This is a genomic window from Aequorivita sp. IT1282 (assembly GCF_058068205.1).
Genome location: NZ_JBYRHR010000002.1, coordinates 570,513 through 583,708, shown reverse-complemented (window position 1 = coordinate 583,708; position 13,196 = coordinate 570,513). Strand labels below are relative to the sequence as shown.

The window sequence follows — 13,196 nt, the reverse complement described above, 5'->3', positions numbered from 1 at the left end:
GTTTTTGAAACCTGTCAGGTTTGTCAAAATTATAGTATTATGAAACGCAGAAAATTTATTCAAAATGCATCGCTTTCCACACTGGGAATTGCAGTGGGAACATCTGTTTTTGCTTCTGAAATAAAAACTTCTATTTCCGAAGAAATGAAACCTAAAAATGAAGCTTCTGGTTTCCCGATGGCAATTGCCACTTGGAATGTAAACGATAGCACAGCCGAAGCTTGGCGCGTTTTACAGGAAGGGAACTCTTCGCTCGATGCCGTGGAAAAAGGCTGTATGATTGAAGAAGCCAACGCCGAAGGGCAATCTGTTGGCATTGGCGGTTTACCCGATCGCGATGGAAACGTAACGCTGGATGCCTGCATTATGAATAAAGATGGCGACTATGGTGCAGTGGTTTATCTTCAAAATATTATGCACCCAATCTCTGTTGCTCGAAAAGTGATGGAAGATACGCCACACGTAATTTTGGCAGGAAAAGGCGCAGAACAATTTGCAATTTCAAAAGGGTTCAAACCTGTAGATTTGCTAACCGACGCTTCAAAAAAAGCATACGAGGAATGGAAAAAAACTTCGCAATACAAACCTATTATCAATATTGAAAACCACGATACCATCGGGATGCTCGCCATTGACAAAAACGGCGATATTTCTGGGGGCTGTACCACCAGCGGCTTGGCTTACAAAATGGCCGGCCGTGTGGGCGATTCGCCTATAATTGGTTCAGGACTTTTTATCGATAATGAAGTAGGCGGCGCAACAGCAACAGGTTTGGGTGAAGAAGTATTAAAAACCGTCGGCAGTTTTCTGATTGTTGAATTAATGCGCCAAGGCAAAACCCCGCAACAAGCCTGTGAAGAAGCAATTGGGCGAATTATTAAAAAGACTCCCGATTATAAAGATTTTCAAGTGGGTTATATTGCCGTAAACAAAAAGGGAGAAACGGGTTATTACGCAATTCACGATGGATTTTGGGTAACACGATATCAAAACGATAAAAACGAAAACTTTCCTTCCGATTTTTACGATAAAAAATAAACGCTCTGCGTCCTTTACGACTTTGCGGTTATCTTTTCACCGCAGAGTCGCTGAGAGCGCAGAGAAAACCAAATTCAACAACTAACCATGACCGAAAAAAAATCCTTCCGCTCCGCATTTATCACTGTTACTGTTTTATTTTTCCTGTGGGGTTTTATCACTGTTTTAGTTGATAGCTTGGTTCCGCGATTAAAAGACGTTTTTGAACTCAGTTATTTTCAGGCGGGATTAGTTCAATTTGCTTTCTTTTTGGCGTATTTGGTAATTTCTGTCCCAGCGGGAGCATTGCTTTCGCGAATTGGATATCAAAAAGGAATTATCGTAGGTTTGGTTACTATGGCTTTGGGCTGTTTGCTTTTTTATCCCGCAGCTGCCGACAGACAATTTTGGCTTTTTATGGTTGCTTATTTTACGCTCGCAGGCGGAATTACCATACTCCAAGTAGCGGCAAATCCGTACGTTTCGGTCTTGGGAAGTGAAGATGGCGCATCCAGCAGATTGAACCTTTCACAAGCATTTAACTCTTTAGGGACGGCGATTGCTCCTTTAATTGGCGCTTGGTTTTTGTTGAGCGACACTATAAAATCTTCGGAAGAAATTTTAGTTTTAACAGATATTGACAGAACTTCCTATTACGTTTCAGAGGCTTCTGCTGTACAAATACCATTTCTTTACATTGCCGCGTTTATCGGGCTATTGGCGCTTCTTTTTGTTTTCATAAAACTTCCCGCTATTTTAGAAAAAAGCCCCGTAGGTGGTTACAGAAAACTTCTGAAAAACAAAATAGTAATGTTCGGCGCATTGGGTATTTTCGTTTATGTAGGTGCCGAAGTAGCAATTGGCAGTTATTTAGTGAATTATTTTATGAGCATGAATATGTCTGAAATAATTCAACAAAACGATGCTATGCGTTACATAGCCGAGCAATTACTAAACATGGATTTAAGTGCGATAGACAGAAAAGCGATTGTAGGAGCATTTGTGGTTTTTTATTGGAGTGGCGCCATGATTGGAAGATTTGCAGGAGCCTATCTAACTAAAATTATGAAACCCTCCAAAGTGCTTTCAATTTTCGCCTTATTAGTAGTCGTACTGCTTCTAGTTTCAATGAATACAAATGGTTTAACCGCTATGTGGTCTATTCTTGCCGTTGGACTTTTCAACTCTATTATGTTCCCAACAATCTTTGCTTTAACCATTGATGGTTTGGGCGATTTAAAACCACAAGCATCTGGTTTGCTTTGTATGGCTATAGTGGGTGGCGCAGTTATTCCGCCAGCTTATGGGTTTTTAACAGATAACGTAGGGTTTAAAATCGCGCTAATATTATTGATTGCATGTTATGGCTATATATTTATTTTTGGCAGAATGAAAGGCCGAACCATCCAATAACGAAATTGCTTCATTCACTAAAAATATCTTACTATTCACTATAAAATTTAATTCTGCAGAGCACCTATGTGATACATTTAGAGTGATTTAACTCCCGAATCCTTAAAATTTCACAAAATGAATAATGCACTTATTTATATTACAGCGGGAGCCATTTTTGACACTTTTGGCGATTTACTCATGAAGAATTGGGTTGTTAGCAGTAGTAAAACCCATTTTGTTGGGGGAATGCTATTTTATATTATTGGGCTAAGTTTTTTAACGTATAGCTTCACGTTTAAAAACATTGTTGTTGCCTCAGTAATTTTCTTAATTTTTAATATCGTTCTACTTTCTCTTGTAAACTGGATAGTTTACAATGAATCACTTTGCGGAAGAGAACTTACAGCCTTGGGACTGGGGTTGGTCTCAATTATATTATTTGAATATAATTGAAAAAAGCCGCGATGGAGAGCGGCTTTCTTCAAAATGATAATTAACAACATTGAGTTTTAAAAGACTCTTATTGTTAGCCTTAAATTTAAAATTGGAAGTTTTTCTTCTAAAATAATCGACAATGATCTCTATTCAGAAAACATCAATTCACCATTGCTTTCCATCTCTTTGAATTTCATTACAAGCTCCAAAGCATCAGGAATTACGTCGCTACAGCAAATTATAAGTGAGCCTTTAACTGCGTTTTTAACGGCGTATGTGATAGCATCTTTTTCTGATGGGATTATTGTAGTTTTTTTATTGGCATCCCTCATTTTAATACCATCATTAAGCATCTTAATTAGTGCCTCTTCAGATTTACCGCGCAAATGCTTGTCTTGACGGATAATAATTTCGTCGAACATATCAGCGGCTATGCTTCCTAATTCATTCGTATCTTCTTCTCTTCTATCACCCACACCTGCAATAATGCCAACTTTTACAGTTGCTTCCAGATTATCGGTGAAGTTTTTTAGCGCGCGCATACCTGCGGGATTATGGGCATAATCGAGTAAAATACTGAAGTTTTCAAATTTGAAAAGATTCAATCTTCCCGGCGTTTGTGTAGCCGAAGGGATAAAAGTTTCCAACGCCATTTTCATATCTTCAATACTAATTCCGCGAACGTTTGCTGCAATTACAGCTGGAAGAATGTTTTGAATCATAAAAGTAGCTTTCCCACCGTAGGTTAACGGAATGTTTTCAGCTTTCATAATGCGCATTTTCCAAGTTCCACGGCAAAGAGTTACGTATCCATGTTCATATACTGCTGTTATACCACCTAATTTCTGAAGTGCTTTAATTCGCGGATTTTCTTCGTCCATAGAAAACAGCGCGAGGTTACAATTTATGGTTCTTCGCATTTCATAAACCAAATCGTCATCGGCGTTAAGGATTGCGTATCCATCTGGCAAAACTGTTTCTGGAATTACTCCTTTTACTTTTGCAAGCTGTTCTATTGTGTGAATTCCTTTTAAACCCAAATGGTCTGCAGCAACGTTTGTTACAATCCCTACATCACATTTTTTGAAACCGAGACCGGCACGTAATAATCCACCGCGAGCACATTCCAATACTGCAAAATTTACCGTTGGGTCTTTTAGTACAAATTCTGCACTTGCAGGGCCCGTACAATCGCCCTTCATCAATAATCTATTTTGAATATAAACACCATCACTTGTAGTATAACCTACTCTGTGACCTTTCATTTTTGCCATATGGGCAATTAAACGAGTGGTGGTAGTTTTTCCGTTTGTTCCAGTAACTGCGATAATAGGAATTCGTCCCGTAGTTCCCTGCGGAAATAATTTATCCACCACAGGAGAGGCAACATTTCTGGGCAAACCACTAGTTGGCGCCAAGTGCATTCTAAATCCTGGACCTGCATTTACTTCTAAAACAGCCCCTCCAGTTTCTTCCAGAGGTTTGCTTATGTCTGTAGTCATAATATCAATTCCGCAGATATCAAGATCTATTATTTTTGAAATGCGTTCGCACATTGATACGTTTGAAGGATGTACAATATCTGTAATATCCTCTGCAGTTCCACCGGTACTAAGATTTGCAGTATCTTTTAAGATTACAACTTCACCTTTAGGCGGAATGGTATCTTCTGTATAACCTTTGGCACTAATGATTGTTCGAGTTAAGTCATTAATCGTGATTTTTGTGAGTACATTTTCATGACCATAGCCACGGCGTGGATCCTTATTTACAATCTCCACTAATTCTGTTATTGTAGATTTTCCGTCGCCCACTACGTTTGCAGGGGTACGTTTGGCGGCTGCTACTAACACATTGTTTATTACTAGCAAGCGGTAATCTTCGCCAGTTATATATTTTTCTATAATTACTTTTGGTGAAACAACTTTAGCTGCGTGAAATGCAACTACTGCATCTTCGTAGTTTCTAATATTTACAGTAATTCCGCGACCGTGATTTCCCCCTACAGGTTTTACAACCAATGGGAAGCCAACATAGCTGCATGCTTCTTCCAAACTACTTTCGCGGCCAATAATATCGCCTCTCGGAACGAGCACTTCAGCTTGCTCTAAAAGGTATTTTGTATCTTCTTTATCGCAGGCAATTTCAACGCCAATACTGCTAGTTTCTGAAGTTACCGTAGCTTGAATTCGTTTTTGATTTGCGCCATAACCTAATTGACAAAGTGAATATTTATTAAGACGAATCCAAGGAATTCCACGTGCTTCGGCTTCTTCAACAATAGATCCCGTACTTGGGCCCAAACGCACCTCTTCACGAATTTCACGCATTTTTTGGATATCCGCTTCCAAATCATAATCTTCTCCGTCTATCAACGATTGACATATATCTACTGCTATTTTTGCAGCATAACGACCTACGTTTTCTTCAATATAACTGAACACAACATTGTAGACTCCACTTTCACCATAATCGCGAGTTCTTCCGAAGCCCGTATCCATATCTGCTAAAGTTTGAATTTCCAACGCAATATGTTCAATAATATGCCCCATCCATGTTCCGTCTTCCACTCTCTGAAAAAACCCACCCGGTGCGCCTACGCTACAACGATGACTGTACATGCTTGGAAACATTGCTTTAAGCCGATCACTAAAACCTTCAATCTTATTGGACGGACGTTCCTCCATTTCCTCTAGATCTAAGACCATTACTATTAATTTATGACGGCGTACAGACCAGTAATTTGGCCCCCGCATGGCGTTGATTTCTCTAATTCGCATATGTTGACGGATTTCTTTGTTTAGTATGAATTTGATAAATATATGATTAATTTTTATAACAATTACCGTATTTTTGCGCTCAAACTAAATAAATTCATGAGCGTAAAAGGCACCCTAATCCCCATAGGTGGAAATGAAGATAAAGGCAACGGAGAAAATGAAAGATATACTCTTGAGTATATTCAGGACGGTATACTTTCCCGCGTGGTTAGAGAGAGTGGCGGCATAGATGCTACTATAATCGTTATTCCTACGGCCTCGAGCATACCTGTTGAAGTGAGTGAAAACTACCTTGATGCCTTCAAAAAACTGGGTTGTAAAAATGTGCATATTATGGACATTAGAAACCGCGAAGATTCTGAAAAACCAGAATTTTTAGAACTGATGCAGAAAGCAAACTGCGTGATGTTTTCTGGTGGCGACCAGTCAAAAATTGTAAAGTATATTGGTGGAACGACACTGAATAAAATTATACAAGAAAAGTACGAAAAAGAAGAGTTTGTTATAGCCGGAACCAGTGCTGGAGCAATGTGCATGAGCGAAGAAATGATTACTGGCGGAGGCGTACAAGAAGCATTTACCAAAGGCGCTGTTAGCATGGGCCAAGGAATGAGTTATATACCAAACTTTATTATCGATTCGCACTTTATACGTCGCGGACGTTTTGGTAGATTGGCTGAAGCCGTTGCTAGATTTCCTTCAAGAATAGGAATAGGCCTTGCAGAAGATACCGGACTAGTAATTAAAAACCGCAATAACTGCGAAGTAATTGGCTCGGGAATGGTAATACTTTTTGATCCACGCAGACTTATTCACAACAACCAAGCTTCTGTTGAAGAAGGTCAGCCAATGTCTATCACCAATTTAAAAACACATATTTTGGCAAATGGCGACAAGGTTGATATAAAGGAGAAGCGTGTTCATATTTCACCCATTCATCTTGAAATGACCGACGCAGAAACGTTGTAATTGTTTATTGTAAATTACAATGGTATCAGTCCTTATAAATTTCGGTTCCCGTTTTTCCATCCGAAGTTTTAAAAGCGCGGTACATCCCTTCAGTATTGAAAGGCATTGCTATGTTTCCATTGGCATCTACGGCAATTAGGCCACCGTCGCCGCCAATTTCTAAAATTCTTTTATGGATAACTTCTTTAGTGGCTTCTTCAACAGTCATTCCTTTGTACTCCATTAAACACGAAACATCATACGCCACAACAGCGCGAATAAAGAATTCGCCACTACCTGTACAGCTTACTGCGCAGGTTTTATTGTTTGCATAATTTCCAGCGCCAACCATTGGGCTGTCGCCTACTCGGCCCCAGCGTTTGTTAGTCATTCCCCCAGTTGAAGTTGCGGCTGCAATATTGCCGTTTTTATCGCAAGCAACAGCACCAACGGTACCAAACTTACCTTCCTTTTTCATACTGTGATCAAGTTGAAATGTATCGCTATCCTTAATATTTTGCCATTGCTGATATCTGTGCTCGTCATAGAAATACTCGGGAGTTTCCAGCGTATAATCTAAACTTTTGGCAAATCGCATCGCTCCTTCCCCAGCAAGAAAAACGTGATCAGATTTTTCCATAACATCGCGTGCTAAAGAAACAGGGTTTTTAATTCCTGTTATTAAAGAAACCGCACCAGCATTTAATGTCTTGCCATCCATAATGGCAGCATCCATTTCGTGAGTGCCATCGTTTGTAAAAACACTGCCTTTTCCTGCATTAAAAAGTGGTGAATTCTCAAGATGATTTACAGCAGTTTCAACAGCATCCATTGCGCTGCCGTTTTTTTCAAGAACTTCATATCCCTTCTCAAGTGCTTCATTTAAAGCCGTTTTATACTGCTCTTCCTTTTCAGGCGTCATCAAACCTTTTACGAGTGTTCCGGCACCGCCGTGGATTACTAGGGAATATTTTTTATTCATGTCACTGCCCGCAAAGGCGGGTATCTTTTAATTAATAGTTCTTTTGTTTCGGACAAAAGTAAAGCTTGTTATCCATAACTAATGCGAAAAATACAAATTGTCAGGAACAATAAATCATTTCAATTATAAATTTCTTTTTCACATAAAAGCATTCAATTGTGAAGGGTTCTTTTTATTTTTGAATCAAGATTTACGAATAAAATTAACTTGTCCGTTCGAGCGCAGTCGAGAACTACTTTTAAGGGCGTTAGTTCTATAAACCTCTCGACTGCGCTCGAGAAGACACTTCAAAAAATGTCAGAAAAAAAACGCTTATTTCTTGTTGATGCCTACGCCCTAATTTTTAGAGGGTATTTCGCTTTAATTAAAAACCCACAAATAAACAGTAAAGGTCAAAATACCTCCGCCATTATGGGGTTTATGAACTCTTTAATAGACGTTGTAAAAAGAGAACGCCCAGACCATTTGGCCGTTTGTTTTGATAAAGGCGGCAGCGAAGCCCGCAACGAAATGTTTCCAGACTACAAAGCGAATAGAGACGAAACGCCAGACGCCATAAGGCTTGCCATTCCTTATATCTATACCATTCTCGAAGCTATGAAAATACCAATTATGGTGAAAGAAGGTTTTGAAGCAGACGACGTAATTGGCACATTAGCAAAAAAAGCCGAAAAGGAAGGTTACACCACTTATATGGTAACCCCCGACAAAGATTTTGCGCAGTTGGTTTCAGAAAATATATTTATGTATCGCCCCGTTTTTGGAGGTGGGTACGAAACTTGGGGGATTCCAGAAGTTCAGAAAAAATTTGAGGTAAAAGACCCTCTCCAAGTAATTGACTTTTTAGGAATGATGGGCGATAGCAGCGATAATATTCCCGGTCTTCCTGGTGTTGGTGAAAAAACAGCGAAGAAATTTTTAGCAGAATTTGGCTCCATGGAAGGTTTGCTTGCAAACACCGCAAAGCTAAAAGGTAAAATGAAGGAAAAGGTTGAAGAAAACGGTGAGCTTGGTTTACTGAGTAAAAAGCTAGCAACTATTATGCTGGATGTGCCCGTTGAATTTAATGAAAAAGATTTTGAAATGTGTCCGCCCGATACTGAAAAAGTTTTAGGGATATTCGATGATTTGGAATTTAGAAGACTAAAAGATAATTTCCTAAACGCGTTTTCTATAGAAGGCATGGCCTCACTGGGTACAAGTCGTGGAAGCCAAGAAAACAACAACACTAGCACCACAAAACCCAAACCAGCTAAAGATACCGCTGCCGGTGAAGGTCAGTTTTCGCTTTTTGGAAACGCTGGCGATACTTCGGTAGAAATAAAAGACTACAACACGCGCGCAACTATTAAAAATACGGAGCATTTTTACCAAACCGTAAAGCCTGGAATGGGTACCAAGTTGTTTCTTCAAAATTTGATGAAGCAGAAAAGTGTGTGTTTTGACACCGAAACCACGGGTTTAAATCCGTTGGAAGCAGAATTGGTTGGCATTGCTTTTTCTTGGGAAAAAGGAAAAGGTTTTTACATTCCATTTCCTGATAATAAGGAAGAGACACAACAACTTTTAGAAGAAATTCGTCCATTTTTTGCAGATGAATCCATTCAGAAAATTGGTCAAAATTTAAAATACGATATTAAAGTATTGGCGAAATACAACATTTCAGTAAAAGGAAAATTGTTCGATACTATGCTTGCGCACTACCTCATAAACCCAGATATGCGCCATAATATGGACGTTTTAAGTGAAACGTATTTGAATTATACGCCTGTTTCAATCACAGAATTAATTGGTAAAAAAGGTAAAAACCAACTCAACATGCGCGATGTAAATGTTGAAAAACAAACAGAATATGCCGTTGAGGATGCAGATGTTACTTTTCAGCTAAAAGAACATTTCGAAAAAGAATTGGGAGAAGCAAACACACAAAAACTTTTTGATGAAATTGAGGTGCCCTTGCTTCGGGTGTTGGCAGCTATGGAATTGGAAGGAATAAATCTAAACGAAGATTTCTTGAAAAAACTTTCTGTAGAATTAGACAAAGACATTCTTCAGCTTGAAAAACATATTTATGAAGAAGCAGACGAAACTTTCAACATTGCTTCGCCAAAGCAGTTGGGTGAAATTCTCTTCGGAAAAATGAAACTGATTGAAAAGCCGAAAAAAACAAAAACCGGTCAATATTCCACGGCCGAAGATGTGCTTTCCTATTTAGCAAAAGATCATAAAATTATTCGCGATGTATTAGAATATCGCGGGCTCGCAAAACTAAAAAGCACTTATGTTGACGCATTGCCCGAACAGGTTGAAAAATCCACTAGCCGTGTGCATACTGATTATATGCAAACCGTTGCTGCAACAGGCAGATTGAGTAGTAATAACCCAAACCTTCAGAATATACCAATTAGAACTGAGCGCGGACGCGAGGTTCGGAAAGCATTTATTCCCAGAAATAACGATTTCGTTTTAATGGCTGCAGATTATAGTCAGATAGAACTTCGAATTATCGCAGCTTTAAGCGAAGAAGACAATATGATTGAAGCCTTTAAAAACGGCGAAGATATTCATGCTTCCACCGCTGCGAAGGTTTTCAATGTTCCTTTAAGTGAAGTAACCCGCGAACAAAGAAGCAATGCAAAAACAGTAAACTTCGGGATTATCTACGGTGTTTCTGCTTTCGGCCTCAGCAACCAAACAGATCTTTCTCGTGGCGAAGCAAAAGATTTGATTGAAACCTATTATAAAACCTATCCAAAACTGCGCAACTATATCAGCGAGCAAATAGATTTTGCACGTGAAAATGGTTATGTAGAAACAGTGATGGGCAGAAGACGCTACCTAAAAGACATAAACGGAAGTAATCAAGTAGTGCGTGGCGCCGCTGAACGAAATGCGGTAAACGCCCCGATACAGGGGAGTGCGGCAGATATCATTAAAATTGCGATGATAAATATCTATAAAAAGCTGGAAGAGGAAAATTACCAGAGCAAAATGCTACTCCAAGTACATGATGAATTGGTTTTTGACGCTTACAAACCTGAGTTAGAAAAACTAAAAACCATGGTAAAGTACGAGATGGAAAACGCTTACAAACTCGCCGTGCCATTGGATGTAGATATGGGCGTGGGAGAAAATTGGTTAGAAGCTCACTAAAATTATTGGCATAAAAAAAGCCGGAAGATAAACTTCCGGCTTTTTACTATTTATAAAAGTAAGTTTACTGTTTTGTGTAAACAAAAGTAATGTCTTCAGTAACCGTAGTAGTTGTTCCGTTATCGTCAACTTCTACAAAGAAACCTTCTTGAATTACATAGGTAAGAGTATTACCTGAAAGTGTTGCAGCTTGGTTTGATCCAGCAATAGTAAGAGTTACATCATTTCCATTTTGAATGTATGCAAAAGGAGTTGACTCATCTTCAGAAACACAAGTTATTGTGTATTCGTATTCGTCAGTTGTACCTGCAACTATTGTAAGTTCAATATCTGCATAGCTAGTGCTTAAAGCAGTACCTGTTGTTCCATCAGCATTGAACGTAAGGGTTTCGTTTTGGTAACAGCTAGTTTCATCCATAACACTTGTTGAAGTCGAACCATCATTATTTAGGTCGTAAGCGTTTTCGGTGTTAAAAGCTGTCAATTTCCAAGTTCCTTCGATAGATGTGTCACTGCTGCTGCTATCATCATCGCTTGAACAAGCAGTAAAAGCAATTGCTAAAAAAAGTAATCCAAATAATTTTTTCATAGTTATATTTTTTTTTGTGGGCGCAAAACTAGATGAAATTAAAGCGAATGAGTTCTATTAAATGTTAAATAAACAAGTGAATATTTGCGCCTAATCAGCAATCTAGTGATGGCGAAATTTGAAAGTGCAGTAAATTTAAATTTTCAAGGCAACGTTTTTATAATATGAAGCATTTCATTTATACTAGTTGTTGATTCTATTTCTTGCTTAAACAAATAGTCCAAATTTGCCAATAGAAAATAAGTGAAATAATAATCAATTTCCTTTTCAAATACATTAAAATGTTCGCGGAAACTGCCAATATTAACAAAAGATGCTGAATGCATAGATATAACGTCTATAGGAGCAAAACTTACAATAAAATTTGATTTGGCAATTTTTCCTCTTTCAGAATTATTATGCTTAAGTTCCGATTTTGCAGATGAGAAAGAGCTCGTGCGAGAATTTTGATTCAAATATTTTTGAAAACCACTATCCTCACCTTCTTGTAATCGTCCATCAATATGAACATTCTTTTTTATTCCTTCTTTGTAATTTAGTGAACGTAAATTATCATTTTCTATATCATCAAGTTTCTTTTGATAAAACTCCTTTAAAATTATAAAATATAGAGTAAATATTAAATCGAAAACACAAATAGAATCATTTTCTAAAATTCTAGGAAATGACTTTTTAAGATAATGTTCATGGGCTAAATTTTCTTCAATATTTTTTAAAATTAAAAATCTATTCAAAACCTTTTTAATTTTTCGTGGATTACTAAATCTTAATGATGAAAAGAATCTATCCAATATATTTGAAATTGACATTTGAGCACCTTGAAAAGAATAAATTGATTCCGTAGGAAAATAATGTAAAAATAATTTTATGCTATTTGAAAATTTCGGAATAGAAAAAGATATATCAAAAATCTTTTCTAAATATTCATCGGATTTAATTATATCCCCGTACTTATTATTTACTGCTTCCCTAACTGCTTTTTTATCAATTCCACAAAAGAAAATAGTCTTCTTTCCGTAAGTGAAGAATAATTTTAAAGCAGAAAGCAGGTTTAACACATTTTCAGGTTCGCAACGGTCTAAATCATCTATAAATACAATATTGTAATTAGGATTTTTCCCTTTTGTATTCAAGTTCTCCCACTTGATAAAATCTTCCTTAAACTTATTCTTAGATTCTAAAAAAGATTTCTCTTTCTTTTCAAATGGAGCTACAAGTTCTTTCCCATTTATATTAAAAACAGGTGATTTTAACGTAATTGATTTAGTAAAACCTTCTAATAAATTTCCCGCAACTTCTTCAATATCCTCAAATAACTTTTTAGATTTTGATTTAGAATTTTCAAGTAAATATTCCATTAAAGAAAGTGGCAAGTTTGAGTCACTTTCAAATTCCCAAGCTTCAAAAAAGAATGTATTAAAAGTTTCTTTAAGATCCTTTTCAAGGTATTTCATCAAAGTGCTTTTACCACTTCCCCATTCACCATAAAGAGTAAACATTTTAATTTCAGTAAATTCTTGAGTATTGCTTTGTAAAAATGTTTTTATTAAATCGCCTTTTTCAATGATCCCTAAGTAATCATTTTCAGGTGTTAAATCCTCGATCGGAAGGTTTGGTAATAACTTTGACATGAGATTAATTTTAAAAAAATGAATTTACGGATTAATAATATACTTTCCGCTAATTGAAATTTTCCTTAAATAAATGATATTATTATTTGAGAACATTACAAACTAGGCCAAGGCGTTTACTATATTCAACTGTATTCCGGGAAAAATGTGGCATTGAAAAAGTTTGTGAAGGAATGATTCTGAATTCATAATTCTGAATTATTTCAATCTTATGTCTTAAATCTTACAGCGAAGCGGTCTTACGTCTTTAATGAAATCCATATCTT

9 protein-coding genes are annotated in these 13,196 nt (G+C 37.3%); 5 read left to right on the top strand and 4 right to left on the bottom strand.

The window, feature by feature from the left end:
• The first annotated feature begins 39 nt into the window (after window positions 1-39).
• The 3 genes from AC3RVG_RS06490 to AC3RVG_RS06480 all read left to right on the top strand — a co-directional run bounded on the left by AC3RVG_RS06490 (window position 40) and on the right by AC3RVG_RS06480 (window position 2,865).
• Window positions 40-1,038 carry an isoaspartyl peptidase/L-asparaginase family protein gene (locus AC3RVG_RS06490; RefSeq protein WP_489690624.1) on the top strand — a complete coding sequence of 333 codons (999 nt, stop codon included), beginning with the start codon at window positions 40-42 and terminating at the stop codon, window positions 1,036-1,038.
• An 87-nt stretch (window positions 1,039-1,125) separates the two neighbouring features.
• The gene (locus AC3RVG_RS06485) at window positions 1,126-2,430 is read left to right on the top strand and encodes a sugar MFS transporter (protein WP_489690623.1); all 1,305 of its coding nucleotides are present in this window, start codon (window positions 1,126-1,128) and stop codon (window positions 2,428-2,430) included.
• Between the two features lie 117 nt (window positions 2,431-2,547).
• Window positions 2,548-2,865 carry a hypothetical protein gene (locus AC3RVG_RS06480; protein ID WP_489690622.1) on the top strand — a complete coding sequence of 106 codons (318 nt, stop codon included), beginning with the start codon at window positions 2,548-2,550 and terminating at the stop codon, window positions 2,863-2,865.
• Between the two features lie 128 nt (window positions 2,866-2,993).
• Here AC3RVG_RS06480 and cphA read toward each other — a convergent pair whose 3' ends face one another.
• Window positions 2,994-5,627, bottom strand: a complete 2,634-nt coding sequence (gene cphA / locus AC3RVG_RS06475) for a cyanophycin synthetase (protein WP_489690621.1) — start codon at window positions 5,625-5,627, stop codon at window positions 2,994-2,996.
• Window positions 5,628-5,723: 96 nt separating this feature from the next.
• Here cphA and AC3RVG_RS06470 point away from each other — a divergent pair, with 96 nt between their 5' ends.
• Window positions 5,724-6,596 carry a cyanophycinase gene (locus AC3RVG_RS06470; RefSeq protein ID WP_489690620.1) on the top strand — a complete coding sequence of 291 codons (873 nt, stop codon included), beginning with the start codon at window positions 5,724-5,726 and terminating at the stop codon, window positions 6,594-6,596.
• A gap of 25 nt (window positions 6,597-6,621) precedes the next feature.
• Here the strand turns inward: AC3RVG_RS06470 and AC3RVG_RS06465 are convergent, their stop codons facing one another.
• Window positions 6,622-7,557 (bottom strand): isoaspartyl peptidase/L-asparaginase family protein, encoded by a 936-nt coding sequence (locus AC3RVG_RS06465; protein WP_489690619.1) that lies wholly within the window; start codon window positions 7,555-7,557, stop codon window positions 6,622-6,624.
• 294 nt (window positions 7,558-7,851) lie between these two features.
• Here AC3RVG_RS06465 and polA point away from each other — a divergent pair, with 294 nt between their 5' ends.
• Window positions 7,852-10,710, top strand: coding sequence for a DNA polymerase I (polA, locus tag AC3RVG_RS06460; protein ID WP_489690618.1), 2,859 nt, complete (start codon window positions 7,852-7,854; stop codon window positions 10,708-10,710).
• 64 nt (window positions 10,711-10,774) lie between these two features.
• Here polA and AC3RVG_RS06455 read toward each other — a convergent pair whose 3' ends face one another.
• Entirely contained in the window at window positions 10,775-11,299 is a 525-nt protein-coding gene (locus AC3RVG_RS06455; RefSeq protein WP_489690617.1) for a lipocalin family protein, read from the bottom strand.
• A gap of 143 nt (window positions 11,300-11,442) precedes the next feature.
• A complete protein-coding gene (locus AC3RVG_RS06450) occupies window positions 11,443-12,930 on the bottom strand; it encodes a KAP family P-loop NTPase fold protein (protein WP_489690616.1) in 1,488 nt (495 codons plus the stop codon).
• Window positions 12,931-13,196: the final 266 nt, after the last annotated feature.

Excerpts from the sequence above, each read along its gene's own strand:
- AC3RVG_RS06490 (WP_489690624.1), top strand. The coding sequence starts at position 40 with ATGAAACGCAGAAAATTTATTCAAAATGCATCGCTTTCCACACTGGGA.
- AC3RVG_RS06485 (WP_489690623.1), top strand. The coding sequence starts at position 1,126 with ATGACCGAAAAAAAATCCTTCCGCTCCGCATTTATCACTGTTACTGTT.
- AC3RVG_RS06480 (WP_489690622.1), top strand. The coding sequence starts at position 2,548 with ATGAATAATGCACTTATTTATATTACAGCGGGAGCCATTTTTGACACT.
- cphA (WP_489690621.1), bottom strand. The coding sequence starts at position 5,627 with ATGCGAATTAGAGAAATCAACGCCATGCGGGGGCCAAATTACTGGTCT.
- AC3RVG_RS06470 (WP_489690620.1), top strand. The coding sequence starts at position 5,724 with ATGAGCGTAAAAGGCACCCTAATCCCCATAGGTGGAAATGAAGATAAA.
- AC3RVG_RS06465 (WP_489690619.1), bottom strand. The coding sequence starts at position 7,557 with ATGAATAAAAAATATTCCCTAGTAATCCACGGCGGTGCCGGAACACTC.
- polA (WP_489690618.1), top strand. The coding sequence starts at position 7,852 with ATGTCAGAAAAAAAACGCTTATTTCTTGTTGATGCCTACGCCCTAATT.
- AC3RVG_RS06455 (WP_489690617.1), bottom strand. The coding sequence starts at position 11,299 with ATGAAAAAATTATTTGGATTACTTTTTTTAGCAATTGCTTTTACTGCT.
- AC3RVG_RS06450 (WP_489690616.1), bottom strand. The coding sequence starts at position 12,930 with ATGTCAAAGTTATTACCAAACCTTCCGATCGAGGATTTAACACCTGAA.